The sequence below is a fragment of the Chryseobacterium sp. 'Rf worker isolate 10' genome (assembly GCF_050753305.1).
GTDB lineage: Bacteria > Bacteroidota > Bacteroidia > Flavobacteriales > Weeksellaceae > Chryseobacterium.
On the sequence record NZ_JBOZOF010000001.1, the window covers coordinates 1,885,709 to 1,907,776 of the forward strand.

Annotated in this window: 22 protein-coding genes; 7 read left to right on the forward strand and 15 right to left on the reverse strand. The window is 35.8% G+C overall.

Annotated elements, in window-relative coordinates; genetic code table 11:
• Positions 1-48: 48 nt before the first annotated feature.
• From LKL37_RS08540 to LKL37_RS08550, 3 genes are all read right to left on the reverse strand, one after another.
• Positions 49-1,050, reverse strand: coding sequence for an aldo/keto reductase (locus LKL37_RS08540; protein WP_105700899.1), 1,002 nt, complete (start codon positions 1,048-1,050; stop codon positions 49-51).
• A gap of 86 nt (positions 1,051-1,136) precedes the next feature.
• The gene (locus LKL37_RS08545) at positions 1,137-2,042 is read right to left on the reverse strand and encodes a helix-turn-helix domain-containing protein (protein WP_431610134.1); all 906 of its coding nucleotides are present in this window, start codon (positions 2,040-2,042) and stop codon (positions 1,137-1,139) included.
• 105 nt (positions 2,043-2,147) lie between these two features.
• On the reverse strand, positions 2,148-2,600 hold the full coding sequence (locus LKL37_RS08550; RefSeq protein WP_431610135.1) for a hypothetical protein: 453 nt from the start codon (positions 2,598-2,600) through the stop codon (positions 2,148-2,150).
• Positions 2,601-3,121: 521 nt separating this feature from the next.
• Here LKL37_RS08550 and LKL37_RS08555 point away from each other — a divergent pair.
• Entirely contained in the window at positions 3,122-3,409 is a 288-nt protein-coding gene (locus LKL37_RS08555; protein ID WP_047433564.1) for a GNAT family N-acetyltransferase, read from the forward strand.
• On the opposite strand, the gene LKL37_RS08560 is transcribed toward LKL37_RS08555, so the two are convergent.
• Positions 3,410-4,507, reverse strand: coding sequence for an MBL fold metallo-hydrolase (locus LKL37_RS08560; RefSeq protein WP_431610136.1), 1,098 nt, complete (start codon positions 4,505-4,507; stop codon positions 3,410-3,412).
• Positions 4,508-4,824: 317 nt separating this feature from the next.
• On the opposite strand from LKL37_RS08560, the gene LKL37_RS08565 reads away from it, so the two are divergent.
• Positions 4,825-6,219: a S41 family peptidase gene (locus LKL37_RS08565; RefSeq protein WP_431610137.1), complete on the forward strand. Its 1,395-nt coding sequence runs from the start codon at positions 4,825-4,827 to the stop codon at positions 6,217-6,219.
• Between the two features lie 41 nt (positions 6,220-6,260).
• Here LKL37_RS08565 and LKL37_RS08570 read toward each other — a convergent pair whose 3' ends face one another.
• The 6 genes from LKL37_RS08570 to LKL37_RS08595 all read right to left on the reverse strand — a co-directional run bounded on the left by LKL37_RS08570 (position 6,261) and on the right by LKL37_RS08595 (position 11,215).
• On the reverse strand, positions 6,261-6,851 hold the full coding sequence (locus tag LKL37_RS08570) for a hypothetical protein (RefSeq protein WP_431610139.1): 591 nt from the start codon (positions 6,849-6,851) through the stop codon (positions 6,261-6,263).
• A gap of 13 nt (positions 6,852-6,864) precedes the next feature.
• Positions 6,865-7,374 (reverse strand): RNA polymerase sigma factor, encoded by a 510-nt coding sequence (locus LKL37_RS08575; protein WP_431610140.1) that lies wholly within the window; start codon positions 7,372-7,374, stop codon positions 6,865-6,867.
• 314 nt (positions 7,375-7,688) lie between these two features.
• Complete coding sequence (locus LKL37_RS08580) at positions 7,689-7,910, reverse strand: DUF7716 domain-containing protein (protein ID WP_431610141.1); 222 nt, start codon at positions 7,908-7,910, stop codon at positions 7,689-7,691.
• 187 nt (positions 7,911-8,097) lie between these two features.
• On the reverse strand, positions 8,098-8,913 hold the full coding sequence (locus LKL37_RS08585) for a hypothetical protein (protein ID WP_431610142.1): 816 nt from the start codon (positions 8,911-8,913) through the stop codon (positions 8,098-8,100).
• Positions 8,914-8,924: 11 nt separating this feature from the next.
• A complete protein-coding gene (locus LKL37_RS08590) occupies positions 8,925-9,434 on the reverse strand; it encodes an RNA polymerase sigma factor (protein WP_431610143.1) in 510 nt (169 codons plus the stop codon).
• Between the two features lie 152 nt (positions 9,435-9,586).
• Positions 9,587-11,215, reverse strand: a complete 1,629-nt coding sequence (locus LKL37_RS08595) for an NADP-dependent glyceraldehyde-3-phosphate dehydrogenase (RefSeq protein WP_431610144.1) — start codon at positions 11,213-11,215, stop codon at positions 9,587-9,589.
• 220 nt (positions 11,216-11,435) lie between these two features.
• On the opposite strand from LKL37_RS08595, the gene tpx reads away from it, so the two are divergent.
• Both tpx and LKL37_RS08605 read left to right on the forward strand, forming a co-directional pair.
• On the forward strand, positions 11,436-12,005 hold the full coding sequence (gene tpx / locus LKL37_RS08600) for a thiol peroxidase (RefSeq protein WP_185126138.1): 570 nt from the start codon (positions 11,436-11,438) through the stop codon (positions 12,003-12,005).
• A gap of 624 nt (positions 12,006-12,629) precedes the next feature.
• On the forward strand, positions 12,630-13,007 hold the full coding sequence (locus LKL37_RS08605; RefSeq protein WP_431610145.1) for a helix-turn-helix domain-containing protein: 378 nt from the start codon (positions 12,630-12,632) through the stop codon (positions 13,005-13,007).
• Positions 13,008-13,340: 333 nt separating this feature from the next.
• Here the strand turns inward: LKL37_RS08605 and LKL37_RS08610 are convergent, their stop codons facing one another.
• Positions 13,341-14,048, reverse strand: a complete 708-nt coding sequence (locus tag LKL37_RS08610; protein WP_431610146.1) for a DUF6261 family protein — start codon at positions 14,046-14,048, stop codon at positions 13,341-13,343.
• A gap of 417 nt (positions 14,049-14,465) precedes the next feature.
• Between LKL37_RS08610 and LKL37_RS08615 the strand changes: the two genes are divergently transcribed.
• Positions 14,466-15,443 carry a ParA family protein gene (locus LKL37_RS08615; RefSeq protein ID WP_431610147.1) on the forward strand — a complete coding sequence of 326 codons (978 nt, stop codon included), beginning with the start codon at positions 14,466-14,468 and terminating at the stop codon, positions 15,441-15,443.
• 327 nt (positions 15,444-15,770) lie between these two features.
• Here LKL37_RS08615 and LKL37_RS08620 read toward each other — a convergent pair whose 3' ends face one another.
• Positions 15,771-17,756 carry a urocanate hydratase gene (locus LKL37_RS08620; RefSeq protein WP_431610148.1) on the reverse strand — a complete coding sequence of 662 codons (1,986 nt, stop codon included), beginning with the start codon at positions 17,754-17,756 and terminating at the stop codon, positions 15,771-15,773.
• A gap of 251 nt (positions 17,757-18,007) precedes the next feature.
• Between LKL37_RS08620 and LKL37_RS08625 the strand changes: the two genes are divergently transcribed.
• Positions 18,008-18,445, forward strand: coding sequence for an endonuclease domain-containing protein (locus LKL37_RS08625; protein ID WP_431610149.1), 438 nt, complete (start codon positions 18,008-18,010; stop codon positions 18,443-18,445).
• 113 nt (positions 18,446-18,558) lie between these two features.
• On the opposite strand, the gene LKL37_RS08630 is transcribed toward LKL37_RS08625, so the two are convergent.
• From LKL37_RS08630 to LKL37_RS08640, 3 genes are all read right to left on the reverse strand, one after another.
• Entirely contained in the window at positions 18,559-18,852 is a 294-nt protein-coding gene (locus tag LKL37_RS08630) for a hypothetical protein (RefSeq protein WP_431610150.1), read from the reverse strand.
• A gap of 49 nt (positions 18,853-18,901) precedes the next feature.
• Positions 18,902-19,888, reverse strand: coding sequence for a 2-hydroxyacid dehydrogenase (locus LKL37_RS08635; protein WP_431610151.1), 987 nt, complete (start codon positions 19,886-19,888; stop codon positions 18,902-18,904).
• Positions 19,889-20,208: 320 nt separating this feature from the next.
• Entirely contained in the window at positions 20,209-20,859 is a 651-nt protein-coding gene (locus LKL37_RS08640; RefSeq protein WP_431610152.1) for a protein-L-isoaspartate(D-aspartate) O-methyltransferase, read from the reverse strand.
• Between the two features lie 116 nt (positions 20,860-20,975).
• Here LKL37_RS08640 and LKL37_RS08645 point away from each other — a divergent pair, with 116 nt between their 5' ends.
• Positions 20,976-21,938: a Gfo/Idh/MocA family protein gene (locus LKL37_RS08645; protein WP_047433586.1), complete on the forward strand. Its 963-nt coding sequence runs from the start codon at positions 20,976-20,978 to the stop codon at positions 21,936-21,938.
• Positions 21,939-22,068: the final 130 nt, after the last annotated feature.

Consider the following 22,068-nt stretch of genomic DNA (forward strand, 5'->3'; position numbering starts at 1 on the left):
ACTGAGTTCCTTTCATTATCAGGAACTCAGTTTTTATATGAATAGTCTTTAGTTGTTGACCAGTTTCATTGATCCTTCTGTGTATCTTTCCCCTACATTCGGGTATTTTTTCAGAATGGCATCAATGGTATCCAAATCGGATTGGGAAAGTTCAATATTGACGGCTGCAATATTTTCTTCCAGATATTTGATTCGTTTGGTACCAGGAATCGGGATGATATCATCTCCCTGGTTCAGTACCCATGCTAATGCCAGCTGAGTCCCTTTTACTCCTTTGGAAGCAGCCAATTCATTAATTTCGTTAGCCAGTTTGGTGTTATTTTCAAGGTACTCCTGTTGATAACGCGGCAGTGATTTTCTGAAATCGTCATCACCCAGATTCTGCACATCGTAAATATTGGTGAAAAGCCCTCTTGCCAATGGTGAGTAAGGGACTAAAGAAATTCCCAGTTCTCTGATGGTTGGTAAAATTTCTTTTTCAACATCTTTCGTAAGGATAGAATATTCTGACTGTAACGCTGTTATAGGATGAATTTTGTTGGCTTTTCTGATAGATTCTGCAGAAGCTTCAGACAATCCGATATATTTCACTTTTCCGGCTTTTACCAGTTCTGCCATAGCTCCTACTGTTTCTTCTACAGGCACATTCGGATCTACTCTGTGTGCATAGTATAAGTCAATAGTATCTATTTTTAATCTTTGAAGACTTAAATCTACTGCTTTCCTGATCCATTCCGGAGAACCGTCAAAATAAGTTCCGGGAGCTCCGCTGTGGCTTGCTTTACCATCTTTAAACCTGAATCCGAATTTAGTCGCAATAAAAATCTTATCTCTGTTTGGTACTAAAACTTTTGAGATTAATTTTTCATTTTCTCCGTTGGCATACATATCTGCTGTATCCCAAAAGTTCACTCCTAAATCTAATGCTCTGTGCAGGGTATTGATACTTTCCTGCTCATCTGTAGGACCATAAGCAAAGCTCATTCCCATACATCCTAAACCGATTGCTGATAACTGTTCTTCTGTGTTTCCTAATTTTTTAAATTTCATGATAGGTATGATTTAATTTTATATGACAAAATTAGAACATCCGGACACCAGCCACTATATAGAATTCAAACTAAGAATTATAAAAATCAAACAGTATCCATTCTTAGGGCATTAGGAGTAATTCCGGTTTGTTTTTTAAAATAATTGGTAAAATATGCAGGTTCTTCAAAGCCTAATCCGTAGGCGATTTCGGCAACATTCCAATCTGTATGTTTCAGTAAGGCATTGGCTTCCTGTATAATTCTTCCTGTGATCTGCTGGCTGGTTGTTTTCCCAGTTATCTCTTTTACAGAACGGTTTAAAGAATTCACATGAATGGAAAGGCTCTGAGCATAGTCATTGGGTGTTTTTAATTTCAAATAAGCTTCAGGACTGTCAATAGGAAACTGTCTTTCCAGCAGTTCCATAAATAAGGAAGCAACTCTTTGTGAGGCATTCTGATAAGGCTCAAAACTTTCTGCCGGCTGCATTCTCATTGTTTCATGAATCATCAGATGGAGGTAAGCTCTCAGCATATCATATTTGTGAATATATTCCGACTGAATTTCCGTCATCATTTTGGTATAAATCTCAGAAAGTATATTCTGCTGTTCTTCATCTACAAAGAAAACCGGCGTTCCACCGATTTTGAACAATGGAGAATCCTGAAGGTTTCCCATACGGCTTCCATTGTGTAGAAACTGATCTGTAAACAGGCAGAACCAGCCTTTCTGGTCTTCATCATCAGCTTCCCAGGAATAAGGAATAATGGGATTGGAAAACAATAATGCGGGACGATCTACCTTGATCCATTTATCTGCATAATGAAGTTTTCCTTTTCCTATGATCAGTGAAATCTTATAATAATCTCTCCTGCTGTAAGGTGTGAGCGGAGAACAGTATTCCCGTGAAAATACATTGAAGTGCCCCATTTTATTCACACCAATACATTGTGAAGCCAGATTGGGAGCATTTCTTTCATAAAAACCCTGAAGTGATTCGTGTGATTCCATAGATCAAAGTTATAAAATTCAAACAGATTAAATAAATATATCATTGAAAAATAAAATGGCTGACAAAGATGTCAGCCATTTAAAAGCGATATAGTTGATTATGGGTTAATCCCAATCATCATCATGACCATGATGTTTATTTTGTTTTTTATAATATTTCTCCTGGTTTTTATAGTATTTTTCCTGCTGCTTACGGTATTTTTTATAATCGTTTTTGTTTCTTCCATAAACGATTACTGGATTTTGTCCTCTGTAATATTTCTTTTTAAAGATAATATACTTCTCTCTCCCCATAATCCTTTCCAGCTCAGAATAACGGTCGCCTCTCCATCTTCCCGGATCCACCACATATACTCTGTTCCAGGTATCATAATCATGATATCTATCGTTCAAAACATAAATCTGGTTGGCCTGCGTTGTAGAAAGCAACAGATCAGCAACTACTCTTTGCCAGTTAACATCCGAAATACTCCTTCTATAATCATTATAATAGTCTGACTGGGCATAGCTCAAACTGAATGTGCCAATCAAAAATGCTGTTAGTATTAACTTTTTCATTTCATTCCTCTTTAAAATTAGATATCAAGACATAGTCAATTAAAGTGCCAATTCCCAATCACAAAAGCCAATATTTGTTAATAAAAATCATAAACAGTTGATTATGTTTGAAATATTTTCTTTGTTTTTATGGAATTATTGAATGTTGATAATTATAAAATTGTAATCAGAGTCTAATTACTTTTATTAAAAAATGACCATGAAAAACATTTATAATCAATGAATTATAAATTTAAAAGTTTTAAAATTTATATTTTTAAGTTTTGGCTAAAGCCTATGGTTGTTAGGTTATTTTAGTAGGTTGGCTAAAGCCTACCCCTATTGAATTATTGAATCTGGATATTTAAGGAATATCTTTTACCTTTTACCTTTTATCTTCCACTATTCTATTTATGTTATAAAATTCGTTAAGATTCCTAAAAACTATTATTTCATATTATTTAATTTTGTAATTTTAATGGAGAGAATGTTTTTCAGGAAATTTTCTCCAATCATTTTAATCAACCAAATCTTACATTGTTATGGAAAATATAAAGTTTCAGGTATCTCAATATCAAGATGAATTGCAGCTGCTTATAGATGGGAAAAAGGCAGGTTATATGTCCATAGAGGTTGACGGAAGACTGCTTATTGTATTTTATACGAAACTTGATGAGGAGCGTGAAGGAAAAGGCTATGCTAAACTATTGCTGGATGAGCTTGTGCGTTATGCAGAGGAAAAAGATTTGCTTGTAGATCCGGAATGTGATTTTGTGAGACAGCAGTTTGAAAATCACCCCGCAAGATATAAAGAAATCTGGCATGCCTGATCAGCTTTCCCACCAGGCTGTAAATTGCTGGTCTGACTGATTCAGCTCTACAACCTCACCGATCATCGGAGTGAGGATATTCATTTTTTTGTCTTTTCCGAGAGCCGTTATCTGTTGTAAAGGTTCATTCCATGGGTGAAGTGCTAAGGCAAATTTCGCAGCATGTACCGGAATGATACGTTCCGCCTTAAGATCAACAGCAGCCTGAATAACATCTTCAGGCAATGTGTGGATGTATCTCCATGCTTCTCCATATTGCCCATTCTCAAGAATAGCATAATCGAAAGGGCCATATTGCTCACCGATTGTTTTAAAATGAGAATCATAACCACTATCACCTCCTAAGAAAATATTCTTTGTAGGGGTTATCAGAACGTAGGAGCTCCAAAGCGTATCATTCTGCCTGATTCTCCTGCCGGAAAAGTGTCTGGCAGGGGTAAAAATAATTTTTATATCATTTTTCAGATTAATTTCTGCTCCCCATTCTTCTTCAATAAGTGTATTCTCAGCATATCCCCATCTTTCCAGATGCGCGCCTACTCCCAAAGGTATAATAACCATTCCTGTCCTATCTCTGATAGATTGTACCGTTGGATAATCCAGATGATCAAAATGATCGTGGGTTATCACCAGATAATCAATATTCGGAATGTCTTCAGGTTTAAAAATATCTGAGCCTTTAAAAGCTTTATTAAAATATTTAAAGGGGGAACCATATAAACTCAATACAGGGTCAATCAGGAAGGAAACACCGTCTGTTTGCAGATAATAAGATGAATGCCCCAACCAGATAAATACGTCCTGATTTTTATCTATATTTTTTAAATCGGTATGAATGGAAGGAATTTCATTCAAAGGCTTCAAAAGCGGATCTTTCTTACCCAAAAAGAAATCATATGTTACTTTCGACATTTTGTAGCCTTCCGTAATAGACGGCGTATGACTGATATTCTGAAATTGTTTTTTCTTATAAAGTTTCGACTGTTTGATACGTTTCAACCTCTTTCCTTTTGGCATAGCACCAAACGCCTTCATGTTCATTACTATAAAAAAAGTAACCGTCAAAACAACTACACTCGTAATAATCCAATAAATCATCTTCAAAAAATAATTATCAAAGGTATTGACTTTTGTATTGAAATTGAAAAATATTCCATTCTACTCTATTTTTTAACTAAATTTATCATGTATTTTTAAAAATTTATTATTCATTTAAGTCAGGATTAATTTTAAACTTTCTATTTTAGCACCTTTAAAAAAACTCAGATACATTGAAAAATTATTCGGTAATATTTCTTCTCGCTATTTTTTCGTCTTGTGCCTCTATAAAAAAACACAACGAACAGCGGGCATCATGTATCCCACCGGAGCAACTTAAAGAAGATGTGGACTTTGCGTATTCAAAATTACAGCAAATGCACCCTCAATTATACTGGTACATTCCCAAGAAGGCATTGGAACTTAAATTTGACAGTCTTAAGAAGACCATCACTGAACCTCTCACTCCTCTTCAGTTTTACTTCAAACTTCAGCCTGTTATTGCAGGAATCCGTGAAGGTCATCTTTCATTGAGAATTCCCAGAAAAAAATTTACCAAAAGGGAATATAAAAGACTGGAACATCAAAAAGGAATGTTCAGCCGTTTTGAATATTATATTAAAGGAGATCAGATGTATATTGTTCAAAACAGAGATTCTATTGAACATATCCAGCCCGGAACTGAAATTTTATCCATCAACAATGTTCCTGTTTCAGATTATATAAAGAAATACAGAAGCCTGATCAGCAGTGATGGCGACAATACAACCTTCTATCCTTATTTTCTGAAAGATCTGTTTTTTAATTTTTATACTGCAGAAAATGGCTTTAGCAGTAAAGCCACTCTTGAAACCCTTTATCAGGGAGAGAAAAAAACTTTCACTTTAACCAGAGAGATAAAATCTGATGCTGATCTGGAAAAGGATAAGGAAATGAAAAAAAAGACTCAGGAAAAAAAACTGAATGATTATGTAGCAGCAAGTAATTCTTACAACAGAAGTTTTAAATTTCTGGATAAAGACAGTACTATTGCTTATATCAAAGTAAAAAGTTTCTCAAGAGAGTATTCGGATGAGTTCTACAAAAAGACTTTTGCCAAAATCAACGATGCAAAGTCTCCTTACCTCATCATAGATGTCCGAAATAACTATGGAGGTTCTCTTTATGAAATTAACAACCTTTATTCCTATTTGGCAGAAGCTCCGTTTACATTAATTAAACCTTCACAGCTAACGTCAAGAACGGTACCTCTGCGCACGAATTATTTCAGAAAAAGCAACCCTTTGGAATATGCGCTTAAAAGTATTGCCTACCCGAGTTACTTTTTTGCACAGACTTTCAGTACGTATAAAAAAGACGGAAAAGTTTTCTATAAAATGAAAGCTGACAAACCGACGAAACCTAATAAAGCTGCTTTCCACGGAAAGGTCTTTGTACTGATCAATGGTGGAAGTTTCTCAGCATCTTCTATCATTACCGCTAAACTTAAGAATGATAAAAGAGCAATTCTTGTAGGGGAAGAAACTGGCGGTGCCAATGACGGAACAGTTGCAGGTTTCTATTCGTACCAGAAACTTCCTAATTCTGAAATCAGGTTTCCTATCGGATTACTTTTGGTACAGCCTAATATCAATTTTTCAGATTCACGAAAAGGTGTTGTTCCTGATGTGACTGTTACTGAAAGTATGCAGGATATTATTGATAAAAAAGATCCGCAGCTGGACTGGATAAAAAACGAAATTGCAAAAGAAAAGGAAAATAAAGGACAGTAATGAATATAGGTTCGGCGGGCTTTCAGCCCGCCGAACTCTTTTTATCTTTTTAATTCTTCCAAAAGGTCTTCAATATATTTGATATATCTTCCGTAATAGCGGTAAAACCAGAATTTTCCAGCCAGATAAAGCAAAAAAAGTCCTCCAATCACTGAACCTATTAAGATTACTGCAATCTTCAATTCGCTCAAAGGCTTTGGCCATGGGATAAATTCCAGGACAATAAGGATCTCACATACCAGAAACGGTGCAAAGCTGATATAGTACGAGAGATAATACTGTTTATTGAGATTCAGCTGCATAACCAGATCTTTCAGAGAATCGTAGGTTTTGGGTGCAGGATTACTGATGTCATTATACAATTTAAAGAACTTACTGAAAAAGAAAACGGTAACAATAAGCATGGAAGCAATCAAAACCGTTATGTACAGCTGAAGTTTGAATGGTCTGCATACAGAGCATACCAGAAAGGCAAAAACAAAGATTCCTATCACCCACCAGAACTCCACACGCATATTTTTACGTATTTTTTCAAGGGGGAGGTTCAGTTTATTTCTCTGTTCAAGGCTTATTTCAGGAGTTTCCTCCACAATATCTTCATTCCAGGTATTTTTGAATTCATCTATATTCATTGGATCATTGATTTTAATGTTGGTTGATTTTTATTTGGCTTAAGATATCTTTAAGTTTATTTTTTGCCCGGTTCATTTTTACTCTGGCATTTACTTCTGAAATTCCCATCTGTTCTGCAATTTCTTTTCCTGAAAAATCTTCAAGATAATAGAAAATAAAGGCTTTATCAATGGGATTGAGCAGGTGAATCGCTTTATACATTTCCGTCAGGCGCTCTTCTTTACGGTAATCATAATCTTCCTGAACAATCATTTGGTTAGAAAAATCTTCATTGGCAATAAAGCTTCTTCTCTTTTCAGATTTCAGGAAAATAATAGCTGTATTCAGAGCGATTCTGTATAGCCATGTTGAAAATTCGCTTTCACCTCTGAAACCGGGAAATGCTTTCCAGAGCTGATAGGTGATCTCCTGAAAAAGATCATCACGGTCGTCTTTTTCAGTCATGTACATTTTAGAAATCTTAAATAGGATTCCTTTATGCTGTTCAATTTGACTTATAAACTCTTGTTCTAATGAGGTCATGGGCTTTTACTCTATAGAGTTAGTTTTCGTTTAAAAAAATTGTTACAGTATTTTTACAAAAGAAATAAAAAAACCCGACAGAAATTTACTGCCAGGCCTCATTATGTGTTTTTTAATGGTTACTATTTTCTCAGGATAGTATTTACTCGAAATAATTTGTGTTGGATTTTATCTTTAATATAGCCTTCCAAAGGCATTTCTTCATTTTTGATCTCAACAGTTAGTAGGAAAAAAGTAAAAATGTTACATAAAAAAAATAAAAACCTGATATTTTTTCATATCAGGTTCTATATTTAAGGTATTTAATTCTTTTATTATTTAAAATCTAAGAAATCATCTTTTTCAAGATAATGATTCAGAGCTGTGATAAGCTGAGAAGAAGTAATATCAGCACGCTGCTTGAAAGCAAGATCCACTACATCCTGAATATTCTCATCAGAACACAAATAATTAAGTTTGTTGTGAAAAACAAAATCAGGTAAGATTTCATTATCATTTTCCCCGATATCCAAAGGATCACCAATAAAAATTTTCATTTCAGGTTTAAACAATAGACCGCATAATTATATTCGGGATCAAAGGATATTTTCCTATCCTGTTTATTCTTTACAAGCTCCAGGAATTCTTCTATAGAATACACCTGGTTTTTAAAATCATCCATCTGATATTTTTTTACAACTCAATTTTTTAAAGATAGAAATTTTATAGAAGATAAAATAATTTCTAATTCAGTTTATTTAAAGCCCTCTGCAGCGATCCGACATCCAGAAAATTAAGCTTAGCTCCTACTATTATAATGATCAGAAGAACAAGTGTCAGAAATAAAATGATAAAAAAATACATGGATACAAACCAGATGACTGTATTCAGAATATTCCCTTTAATTCCCATTTTATTCATGAAAAACTTCTGTGAGCGTTCAAACCATGTTTTTTTCTTTTCGGATCTTGGGCTTACTTCAATTCCGTTGAGTTCATCCACCAGCCGTACCACATCATCTATATACCTTCCATACATATAATACATCCAGTATCTGATAATAAAAGCAATCAGCAGCAGGGTAATAAGAACGCTTATCCCGAAGATCGCCAGGTTATATTCCATATCAAAATGGAAATTAATCTGGATCAGAGACAGAAGAAACCCAAGCGGGATATAGGAAATATAATATGAAATATAAATTTCTTTCGAAATGAGAAGCTGGGTTTTAAGATTGAACAAATCATAATTGGTATTGATACTGTTCTTCTGAAGCAGCTTATACAATTTCAGAAAACGGGAATAAAAGTAGACAATGATAGCAACGGTCAGGATGGTAACAAACAGTGATATGGTTTTAATATTAGAATCTTTAGATGCAAATGGGAAGCTGGTCAAAAGCAGCGGTAATGTAACAATCATCAGCCAAAATTCCGTCTGCATATTCACTTTCAGCATCTGCAGCGGAGAATGTATTTCCTTCTGTTTTTCCAGAGAAATTTCAGGGGATTCCTGTCCTGTATCTTTATTCCAAAGTTCTTTAAAATTTTCTAACTCCATAGTTTTATCAATTAATTCGAACCGGTCTCCTGTCTGCTAATGATTTCTTTCAGTTTTTCTTTTGCCCTTTTTAGCTTTACCCGGGTATTTATTTCTGTAATTCCGAGCTGTACCGCTATTTCTTTACCCGAAAACCCTTCCAAAAAGAAAAATATAAGGGCTTTATCTATGGGGCTCAACTGATGGATGGCTTCATACATCCGCTTCATATTCATATCATCCGTATCATTATAAGGTTCCTGTCTGGCGCTTAGCCCATCCACATTCTGATTCTGTATAAAACTACGTCTTTTTTCACTTCTCAGAAATACTATTGCCGTGTTAAGTGCAGTTCTGTACAGCCATGTGGAGAAATCACTCCTCTTTTGGAAATCACCGTATGATTTCCAGGCCTGGTAAATGATCTCCTGATAGAGGTCATTCTGATCGTCCTTATTATCCATATACATTTTAGAGATCTTGAAAACAACACCTTTGTGCTTTTCAATTTTCTCTAAAAATTCTTTTCCCGGTGAAGACATGATTTACACACTGATCCTTGGATGATATTCATAAAAACATCATCTTGATTATAACACAAACTCTATTTCCGCTATTAAGTTAAAAAAATCCTCAAAAAACAAAGTAGTTTATTGAGGATTTTTATTTATGTTAAATTCGATACCGATGAGAATCAAAAAATATAATCAGTGCTTAAAAAATTGGAATCATGTTCTCTTACAATGGTATTGAGTAATTCTTTGTTGGATTCTGTCAGTTTTGCAGCTACCAGAGACCGGATAGAGAATGAACGGAGCGCATCAAACACAGAAAGCGTTCCTTCTGCACTGTCTTTTCTTCCTGTAAAAGGAAAAACATCGGGACCACGCTGTGCCTGGCAATTGATATTCACACGGCTTACAAGGTTCACAAACGGATCAATCAGCCTTGCTACTTCCTGTGGATCTTCACTGAAAATACTTACCTGCATCCCATGTGAAGCATTCACCTGATAATCTATCGGCTCTTCTATGTCTTCAAACGGAACCACAGGAATTACAGGACCAAACTGCTCTTCATGATACAGCTTCATATCACTGTTTACAGGATACACCACCGCTGGGAAAACAAAAGATTCATCCGTATAACCTCCATCTTTATTCAAAACTGCAGCACCTTTCTGTAAAGCATCTTCAATACATTCTTTCAGATAAGCAGGCTTATTTACTTCCGGAAGCGGAGTTACTTTTACATCTTTTTCCCATGGCAGCCCAGCCTTCAAAGCAGAAACCGCTTCGCTCAGTTTCTCTGTAAATGCTAAAGCAATTTCTTTCTGAACGAATATCAGCTTCAATGCTGTACATCGCTGTCCGTTGAAGGAAAGCGCACCTAAAATACATTCGTTCACCGCTACATCCAGATTCGCATTTTTAGTAACAATGGCAGCGTTTTTCGCATCAAGGCTCAGAATAGCTCTTAAACGGTTTACTTTTGGATGGAGTTTTTTTAATCCATTCGCTACTTTACTTGATCCGATGAAGGCCAGTACATTCACTTTTCCGCTTTCCATAATCGGGGTGATAATCTCTGATCCTTTTCCATATAATGTATTCACCGTTCCTTTCGGGAAGGCTTCTTTAAAGGCATTTAATAAAGGATAATGAGCCAGTACACCATGTTTTGGAAGCTTAAACAGGATGGTATTTCCCATGATCAAAGCAGGAATCAGTGTTGTAAAGATTTCATTCAGAGGATAATTGAAAGGTCCCATACTTAAGACTACCCCAAGCGGAGCTCTTCTGATCTGCGCAATGGTTCCCTCTGCCTGTTGAAAGCGTGAAGATTCTCGATCCAAATCTTTCAGAGCATCAATGGTCTGATTGATATAATCTACAGTACGGTCAAATTCTTTCGTTGAATCTGCCAGGGTTTTTCCAATTTCCCACATCAGCAGTTTGATGATCAGATCTCTTTGCTGAATCATCAGATATACGAATTTCTGCATGCATTTGATACGTCCTTCTACAGACATGGTAGGCCATTCGCCCAATCCGTTATCATAAGCTTTTACGCAGGCTTCAAGAACTTCCATAGCCTCGTTCGGACCAATATTCGGGATGCTTCCCAGAAGCTTTCTTTCCAATCCGTTTTCTGTAGGAATGCACACTGGAGAATAAATTTCCGTGACATCTCCCTTCCACTCTACCAATTCACCATTCAGAAGATAAGTTCTCTGATGAATGACCGGAACTTTATATTCTTCCGGAATTTCGTTTTCTCCTTTAAAAATGTGATGGAATGATGCTGTATTTTCTGAACTCATAAATCTTTCTATTTTTTTATGTGATAAGTTTGAGATTATTTCAAAATTTAAATTATTTGACTTTCGTCAGAATAACACCTTTGAAACAACCATGTTTTATAAGATAAAGGTAGAGGTAAAATGTTTTGAAAAAAACAATCTGACAATAGATTTGATCTATTTGAATTAAAATTAATCTCAGCTCCTAAAAAAAGAATAATTTAGCTTAAAAATAAATTTCATGTTTTCAAAATTAGTTTGCGGCACACTGCTATTCTTCTCTGCAGCGGGCTTTGCTCAAAAATCTAAAGCAACCAATACTGTTTTAATGGGAGGAAAGGAAGTTCATACTTATGCCAAATTACCGGCTCTTAATAAACCAGCTCCTAAATTCACTCTTACCGATGTGAATATGAATGATCAAACGTTGGATTCGTACAAAGGAAAATATGTTATTCTGAATATCTTTCCTAGTGTAGATACTGGTGTTTGCTCTGCTTCTGTACATCATTTCAATGAAGAGGCTGGAAATCTTCCCAATACGGTAGTACTTTGTATTTCTAAAGATTTACCGTTTGCACAGAAAAGATTCTGTGGTGCAGAAGGGATCAAAAATGTAGTAATGCTTTCGGATTTCCGTACAGATTTTGGATGGAACTATGGAGTGGAACTGGTAGATTCTGCGATGAAAGGTCTTCTGAGCAGAGCGGTTGTGGTAATAGATCCTACAGGGAAGATCATCTATGAAGAGCAGGTGCCGGATATTTCGCAAGAACCGAATTATGAAGCAGCTATTGCGGCTGTGAAATAATAAAATACATTAAACCATTAAGAAAAATGCATAGCTTAAAAACATCTTGATGTTTCCTTCACTTACCTTCAAAACTTCAATATCCTTAATGGTTCAACATAAAAAAACTCAGCTATATGCTGAGTTTTTTTATGTTGTTATTGTTGAAAACGCGAAGATTTAACTAAAAATACTATTACTAAGGAAGCAAAGAAAGAATCAATCAAGATTGATTTTATGAAGCGAACGTTTAAAGAATACTTTATCAGTGGCTAAGCCACAGAACTTTGCTTCCTTATTCTATAGAAATATATAATTAAAGCTTTGCGTTTACAATTAAATTCAGTTGGGAACTGCAAAGGTGTAAAGATTTTATCTCCGATAAAATTTCAACACCACCACTGTCATTGCGAACCGAAGGTAAAGCAATCTCAATGTTCTATCACTGATTGCGCAGATTAAACAGATAAATATCAAAAAATTTGTGAGATCTGTGGGAGAATAATAACACAATACTCACCGAAAATCTCATATTAAGCGAAGCCAAAATGTGCCTGCGCGTTAAAATAACATTTCAAGTATAAAAAAACTTTATGCCCTCGCAATTCCAACAAAAATTTTGCATATTTGTAGAAAATACGGGTCATGCAAAAAGAAAAACTACGCAACGTAAGAAAAAGAAAAGGCTTCACACAACAGCAAGTGGCTGAATATATTGCTACAGATGTCTCCAACTACAGCAGAAAAGAAAGTGGAGATGTAAAGATTTTCCATGATGAGTGGGATAAGATTGCCCGTTTTCTGGAAGTTCCCGTAGAAGAAATTTATGAAGAAGAGGAAGCAAAGCAGATCAATAATTTTGATAATATTACTGGAAGTAGTGGCTTTGGAAATAACATAAATGGCAATCTTTATTGTAATGTTCCAGAGTTCCTTCTTGAAAGCCAAAGAGAGCTTATAGAAATGCTAAAAAAAGAAAACCAGAGATTACAAGAGGAGCTAAATGCTTTTAAGAAAAAATAATAAAAACTCAGCGATTTGCTGAGTTTTTTTGTGTCGTTGGGAAAAACGCTAAGGCGCAAAAATGATAGTAAAAATTTTCTGTTTTAAAACGCAAAGATTTTATCTCCAATAAAATTTCACACTCCCACTGTCATTGCGAACCGAAGGTGAAGCAATCTCAATGAAAAGCATCTTGATGTTTCCTTAATCTTCCTTAACAACTTCAATACTCTTAATGGTTCAAAATAACAAAACTCAGCCGTATGCTGAGTTTTTGTATTACGTTTATAAGTATAATAGAGACTCCTACGGAGTGACAAGCTTGTGGCTTACTCTATATAAAGGTTAGATTTCTTACCCTTTCGCTATATTATCACCGCCTTCTCTTGCCAGCGAAGAGTTTTTAGCAGCTTTCACCAGCTCATTGGTATCATTGTACAGCAATTCCCAGCCCGGAACCGACTTCATTGCTGTAAGAAGATTCATATAAGTTTTCAATGTTTTCTCCAGATCTTTACGGATGGCACTAGCGCTCGTCATCTGACGAAGATCTGCATTGGCTCCTGCCTGCTCTGCAAACACGATCTCAAAAGCATCCTGCTTAGCTTTCATCTCTGCAAATGCTGCATCCAGAGAAAGAACAGTGATCTTCTGTTTGTTTTCTGTCGTTTCTAATTCTTCTATAAGCTTTTTCATCTGAGCGGTTTGTGAAGAGTAACTCAGCCTGTCCAGGTTCAGCCCAAAAGTTTTGAATACTCCATGGAGATCCTCTGCCACCTGATAGTTGGCTGCAGATGGTAGTTTACGATAGCCGTTCAGGAAAGATTTCAGATTGGCATAGGCGGTATCTCTTTCGTGATCTGCAGTGGCTACGTCTTTTCCTTTTCCGCTGTAGACCTGCTTTGTATAGACCTTATCGTATTCCGTATAGGAGGACGCCAAAGCTCCTACCAGAGGATGATTGTCGATAACAGGGTATTTTCCGGATTGGGCATTAGAAAGAATTCTCTGAGCTAAAGTCGCAAGATCTTTAGTGCTCAGCTGTGTGAGGGCAATTTTCATTTTTTTGTGTTTTTGGGATTAATAAATTAACAATCAAATATATAAAAAAGTTGTTTTGTTACAAACATACTTGCAACAAACCTCCCAAGGTCTTGGGAGCTTTCCCCCAACTTGCAGGAGACTTCCCAAGCTCTTGGGAAGTTTCAAACGTGCTTGTTTTTAATAAGCGGAGGGCTTGGGAGGGGTGTTTTACTAGTGTTTTGGAGTTGGGGAGGGGTTGGGGAGGTTGTAAATGAGAGTGTTTTTTGAGGTGGGAAGTTTTGGGTTATGGGAAACCGTAAGGTTTTAAAAATAATGTAGTCTATATTTGATAAATTTTTTCAAAATATGAAAATATATAATACTAATTTTCTATTTTTTAAAATTATAATTTAGACAAATACATTACATTAATTTATATACTAACTAAAATTTATTATGGCAAAAACATTAAGTATATTTAACAATAAAGGAGGTGTAGGGAAAACTACCTATATGTATCATATTGCTCATTTATTAGCTAGAAGAGGAAGAAAAGTTTTAATGGTTGATTGTGATAGTCAATGTAATTTAACATCTTATTCTATTAGCATCGAAGATATTGAAACTGCTTGGCAACCTGATGGAAATAGTATTTTTAGGATAATTGAACCAGTTTATGAAGGTATTGGTGACTTCAATCAACATTTACCCATAGAAATTGAAAACAATCTATTCCTTACTCCAGGTGATTTAAATTTATCCTTATTTGAAGATAGATTAGGTGATACTTGGAATAGTGCTAAAGGAGGAAGCAGACCAGATTTGAGGATTCAAACAGTAATTCACAGATATATAAATTGGTGTATAAATAATCTAGATTTAGATTTAGTTTTAATTGATTTGGGTCCTAATCTTGGAGCATTGAATAGAGCTGTATTAGGAGGCAGTGATTTTTTTATAATACCTATTGCTGCTGACTTATTTTCACTGAGAGGAACTGATAATCTTGGAAATAAACTTGTAATTTGGGCAGATGAATGGCAGCAAATTCGAGAATCAAATGAAGGAAATGGTGTATTAATTCCAAATGGAACACCTGTGTTTCTAGGCTATGTCGTTCAACAGCATAATGTTAGAAACAATGCAGAAGGAATGACTCGTGGCTGGCAAATTTTTGGCAATCAAATTAGTAACATTGTTAATCAAAATATTGTTAATAGATTACAGCCTATCAACCAAGTCATTGAAAGAGACGATTATAATTTGGGACAAATTCCTAATTTTCATAGTCTTATTCCTTATTCATTAAATGCATTAAAACCAGTTTTTGATTGTACACATAGAGAAGGTTTAAATGGAGCACATATTACAACAGCAAGAGAAAGTGTCAACCATTTTACTGAAATAGTAGATACAATTGATGATGTTATATAAAATTTTGCTAGTTAAAATCTATCATGTCAAGTAGATCTTAGCTTTTATCGCAAGTACAAAAAGATCATCAATAGCATCGGGCTTTAGCCCGATATAAAAAAGAAAAAATACCAAAGGCTTTAGCCAAAACTTAATTTTAAATTTCGGCTAAAGCCAATTATATTACTCACAAAAGAAAACGGGCTTCCTTCGACAAGCTCAGGATTATAGCCCGTTGCTATTGATTTATTCTATACTTTTATTGATGTATTATTATGTACAAAAAACGGGCTCCCTTCGACTAACTCAGGATTACAGCCCGTTTATATTGAATTATTGAATTTTATATTACAATAAGTTTTCATCCACAAAATTCGGAAGCGTTACCTTAAGGTTCGGTTCTGCTTCCATCGCTCTTTTAATGGCGAAAACAGCCCCTTCGTTTCTTGCCCAGCTTCTTCTTGAGATTCCGTTGTTCACATCCCAGAAAAGCATGGATTTTAATCTTCTGTCGGCATCATCGCTTCCGTCAAGAAGCATTCCGAAACCTCCGTTGATTACTTCTCCCCAGCCTACTCCACCACCATTGTGAATGGAAACCCAGGTAGCTCCACGGAAACTGTCACCAATCACATTGTGAATGGCCATATCCGCAGTAAATCTTGATCCGTCATAAATATTGGAAGTCTCTCTGTAAGGAGAATCTGTTCCTGAAACATCGTGGTGGTCTCTTCCCAATACTACAGGTCCTATTTCTCCATTTCTAATGGCTTTGTTGAAGGCTTCAGCAATTTTCATTCTTCCTTCTGCATCTGCATAAAGGATTCTCGCCTGAGAACCTACCACCAGTTTATTTTCCTGTGCTCCTTTGATCCACTGGATGTTGTCTTTCATCTGCTGCTGGATCTCTTCAGGAGAGTTTTTAACCATTTCTTCCAACACTGCACAGGCAATATCATCCGTTTTCTGAAGGTCTTCCGGATTTCCGCTGGAACATACCCAACGGAACGGCCCGAAACCATAATCGAAACACATAGGTCCCATGATATCCTGTACATAACTCGGATATTTGAATTCTCTTCCTAATGTTGGATTTTCTGCCATTACATCTGCTCCGGCTCTGGAAGCTTCCAGTAAAAAGGCATTTCCGTAATCAAAGAAATACGTTCCTTTCGCTGTATGTTTATTGATCGCTGCTGCATGTCTTCTCAATGTTTCCTGAACTTTTTCTTTGAACAGTTCTGGGTTTTCAGCCATCATGGTATTAGATTCTTCAAAGCTTTGTCCTGCAGGATAATATCCACCTGCCCAAGGATTGTGAAGTGAAGTCTGATCTGATCCGATGTCAATTCTTACATCTTCCTGATTAAATTTCTCCCAAACCTCTACAATATTTCCAAGGTAAGCCAAAGACACGGTTTCTTTGTTAGCCTGCGCTTCTCTTACTCTTTTTACTAATGAATCAAGATCTTCATGAATTTCATTCACCCATTTCTGATCATGACGGATCTTTGTGATCTTTGGATTCACTTCTGCACATACCGTAACACAACCAGCAATATTTCCTGCTTTGGGCTGAGCTCCACTCATTCCACCTAATCCTGAGGTTACAAAAAGTCCACCTTTCGGTTCTTTTTTGATTTTTCTGAAAGCATTTAATACCGTAATCGTTGTTCCGTGAACAATCCCCTGAGGGCCGATATACATATAACTTCCCGCTGTCATCTGTCCGTATTGCGTAACACCTAATGCATTAAATTTCTCCCAGTCATCCGGTTTTGAATAGTTCGGAATCATCATTCCATTGGTTACAACCACTCTTGGTGCATCTTTATGAGACGGAAATAGTCCCATCGGATGTCCTGAATACATGACCAATGTCTGATCATTATTCATTTCCGACAGATATTTCATCGTCAGCAGATACTGTGCCCAGTTTGAGAATACAGCTCCATTTCCACCATAAGTAATCAATTCGTGAGGGTGCTGTGCCACGGCATAATCCAGGTTATTCTGAATCATCAGCATAATGGCTTTCGCCTGCTCAGATTTCCCGGGATAGTCTGTAATAGGTCTCGCCTTCATTTCATAATCCGGACGGAAACGGTACATATAAATTCTTCCGTAGTCTTCCAATTCCTGCTTAAATTCAGGAATCAGCTCTGCATGAAACTGAGGATCAAAATAACGTAAAGCATTCTTCAATGCGAGTTTTTTCTCTTCTTCTCCTAAAATTTCTTTACGCTTCGGAGCGTGGTTGATATTGGTCTCGTATGGTTTCGGTTGTGGCAGCTGATTAGGAATCCCCTGCTGTATCTGTTCTTGGAATGTCATATTGCTATTTAAAGGTCTATGTTTTAAACAATGTTTGAAGTCTTAAAGATATTCAAAATAGGAAATATAGGCAAGTGGGGAAAGGAAAGAATGACTGAGGGTTTAGGTAAAATTATCAAATCTGTAAATCAGCCACCGTTTGATATTAAATTCTATATTTGAAAAGACACACCTGAATTCCCCTCCTTCGGAGGGGTGGATTCCAAAGTTCTCAACTTTGGAAGACGGGGTGGTTAAAATGAAACACAGTCATGAAAGAAATCCTTACCCTCATCAACGGAATTCCGATCCGTAGGAATTTCGTTGAGAACCTGCCCTACAATCCCCATTTAAAGATATTATTAAAAGAAAAACGCAAAGCCCGAATTTTGGGTGAAGTGATATTCTGGAAGAAAGTCCGTGCAAAAAAATTTCATAGGATTGATTTTGACCGACAAAGAATTATTAGAAATTATATTGTTGATTTTTATGTAAAAACGCTGGGACTCATTATAGAAATAGATGGTTCAAGCCATGATGAAAAGCAGGTTTATGATGGGATAAGAGAAGAGTATCTTGAATCTTTGGGGCTTTTAGTTTTCAGGATTAATGATTTTGACGTGAAGAATAATCTGAATCTGGTGATGAAGGAATTGGAGAATTTTATTGTAATGCATTATGGAACCACCCCGTCTTCAAAAATTCTTTAATTTTTGAATCCACCCCTCCGAGGGAGGGGAATTGTCCTTACAAAAAACAGTCGTTATTCAACATAAAAAACCTTACTGAAATTCAATAAGGCTGATTTTTGTATCGTCAAAGTTTAGGTTAAAACATCATCGTTTTCTTCTTCATGATCATCTTCATTATCGCTGAGACTCCAGTAGTTGTTTTCTTCATCTTCCTCTCCTATTTCTTCCATTTCGTCATCGTCATCAGCTCCGGGAATATCTAAGCCTTTATCAATTTTATCATCATCAAGATCTTCATCCAGAATAGGATTTCCGTCTCCATCGAGCGAAATGTGTTTTTCTCTCTTAAATATATCTTCATTTGGATTATAATCCATCTGTTCTAACCTTTTGTTTTGTTCATTAATATTTTTCTCTGGTTCCATAGTATTTAAGATTTTAGGTTTATATTATAAGAACAAAAATAATTCCAAGTTATGATGAATGTTGAGAATAAACTTCAGGATTTGCACAATGCGGCATTATTTCATTTTTCGAAAAAGCGATGATATTTCCTGCAGCCAGTCTTGCCATTCCGTTTCTGGCCTCAACAGTAGCAGATCCTATATGTGGCAGAATACAAACACTGGATAGTCCAAGAATAGGATCATCAGCAGACATTGGTTCCGGATTGGTAACATCCAGACCGGCTCCCCAGATTTTCTTATCAACGAGTGCCTGATACAGATCTTTTTGGTTGTGAAAACCACCCCTTGCTGTATTGATGAAAATCGCATTCGGCTTCATCTGTTCAAATATGGACTCATTGAATAATTCTTTATGTTCGGGAGTGAAATTGGCATGTACACTCAATACATCTGAGTTTTTGATCAATTCATCAAAAGAAACATAGGTTGCTCCCAACTCTTTTTCTGCTTCTTCATTATGATGGCGGTTGTGATAAATGATATTCATTCCAAAAGCCTTTTTTGATTTTTCAGCCATTTCATAACCGATACGTCCCAACCCAAAAACCCCAAGTGTTTTTCCGTATAATTCCTGCCCTAAAGCATGTAAAGGATCAAATCCTCCCCAGTTATCCTCTTTTACTTTCTGAAAATTATAACTAGCTCTTCTTGCAACAGACTGCATCAGTAAAAAGGCTACATCGGAAGTTGCTCTGCTCAGCACATCCGGGGTATTTCCAATCGGAATGTTTCTTTTTGTAGCTTCCTGAATATCTACATGATCAAATCCTACAGAATATAGAGCAATGGCTTTCACATTCGGACAGGCATCAAAAAAATTCTTATCATATTTGAAATCTCCACCTACATTTAGGATGGTATCTGTATTTTTACAGTAATAAATCCATTCTTCGTAAGAAAGGTCTTCCTTTTCTGGAAAAATAAATTCTAAGCCTGCTTCTTCCAGCATTTTAATTCCTGTTTCGGGAATTCTTTTATTGATAAAAACTTTCATTATACAATACTTTTTTTGATGATTTTAAATAAAAAAACCTCACTTGCAAAAAGTAAGGTTATTGAACTTTAATATTAAAAATTTATTTCTTTTCATCTGAATGTTCAGTATCTATTTTATTTTTCCCTGATAAGGAATTTTAAGATTGAGGGGTTTTAATTCCATCAATTTTCATTCCGAAATAAAGTTAAAAATTTTAAATTTTAGATAAATCCGGATGAATTTTTATTCATGAAAAGCGAACTAAAGTCTGTTCTTATTGATAAGAATAATTTTCAAAAGAACTGGTGTTTGAGACCAGTTAGTCTACCAATTCCGTTCTATTGATTCGTATTTCCGAGCATCGGAACAAATTTATAAGCTCCGAATTCTTCTTTTTCAAATTCTGTAGGACCTACTTTTGTAAATCTGAATAAAACCTGCTCATCTGTTGGACCCAATGGAATTACCATTTTCCCTCCTACTTTCAGCTGTTTTAAAAGCTCTGTAGGCAAAGTGGAAGCACCACAGGTTACAATGATTTTGTCAAAAGGAGCAAAAGTAGGAAGTCCTGCAAAGCCATCTCCAAAGCTCTGGAATTTGGGATACAGATGAAGTTCTCTGAGTTTCTTCTTAGAAAAATCAAACAGATCTTTCTGTCTTTCCACGGTATACACATGGGCTTTCATGGCCAATAAGACAGCGGTCTGATATCCACATCCTGTTCCAATTTCCAGCACTTTTTCACCAGCACTTACCTGCAGCAGCTCAGACTGTTCTGCTACTGTTGAAGGGTGGGAAATGGTTTGATGTGCGAGAATCGGGAATGCCCTGTCTTCATAGGCAAAATCTTCAAAAATACTTTCGATAAAAAGGTGTCTTGGAACTTCACTCATTGCCGAAAGTACATATTCGTCCGAAATTCCAATTCTCTGTCGAAGATATTCAACTAAAATCTTTCTTTTTCCTTTATGTACAAACGAATCCTGCATTTGACAAAAGTAAGAAATTAGAAATTAGATTTCCTAAATTGGAGCAAAGAATTATCCACAAAAACTGCTTCTACAATGTAACTTCTTTCTTATCTTTACAAAAATTTAATACAGCTATGTTAAAAGCAGGTTTGGTAGGTGCCGGACACTTGGGAAAAATACATTTAAAACTTCTTAATCAGTCTGATAGATATGAATTTGTAGGTTTCCACGATAAAGATGTTGAAAACGGAAAGAAATTAGAAGCCGAATTCGGATATAAATATTTTGAAAATTTTGATGAATTGCTTGAGCAGATTGACATGCTAGACATTGTAACTCCCACAGTTTATCATTATGATTATGCACTAAAAGCCATCGAGAAGGGTCTTCATTTCTTTATTGAAAAACCGGTAACCCAGACGCTTGAACAGGCAGAAGAAATTCTTCGTTTGTGTCAGGAAAAAGGAATCAAAGCACAGGTAGGACACGTTGAGAGATATAATCCTGCATTTATTGCTACTAAAGAATACATCAGTACTCCGATGTTTATTGAAATCCACAGACTGGCAGAATTTAATCCACGTGGTACAGATGTTTCTGTAGTATTGGATCTTATGATTCACGATCTCGATATTTTATTAAGTATTGCTAAATCTAAAGTGAAAAACATTCATGCAAGCGGTGTTTGTGTGGTAAGCAAAACCCCGGATATTGCCAATGCAAGAATAGAGTTCGAAAACGGATGTGTAGCCAATCTTACCACTTCCAGAATTTCCATGAAAGCAATGAGAAAAAGCAGATTTTTCCAGAAAGATGCTTACATTTCCGTTGACTTCCTTGAGAAAAAGGCTGAAGTGATCAGAATGAAGGATGCTCCTGAAAACCCTACTCCATTTGATATGATCATTGAAAATGCTGAGGGAGAAAAGAACCAGATCCTTTTTGAATATCCGAATATCCAGCCTAATAATGCTATTCTGGATGAATTGAATTCTTTTGCAGATGCCATCACTGGTGATAAAAATGTAGAAGTGTCTTTGGAAGATGGTACTGAAGCTTTGAAGGTAGCTTTGGAAATTATGAAACTGATCAGTTAAAAATACACTGTTTTTCTTAAGCAGTAATAGATATCATGCTATCTTATAATCAGAATAAATGGATTATGAGATAGCATTTTTATTATTATAAACGTAAAGTTTTCATTTTCAGCCACGCATTATGTTGAGT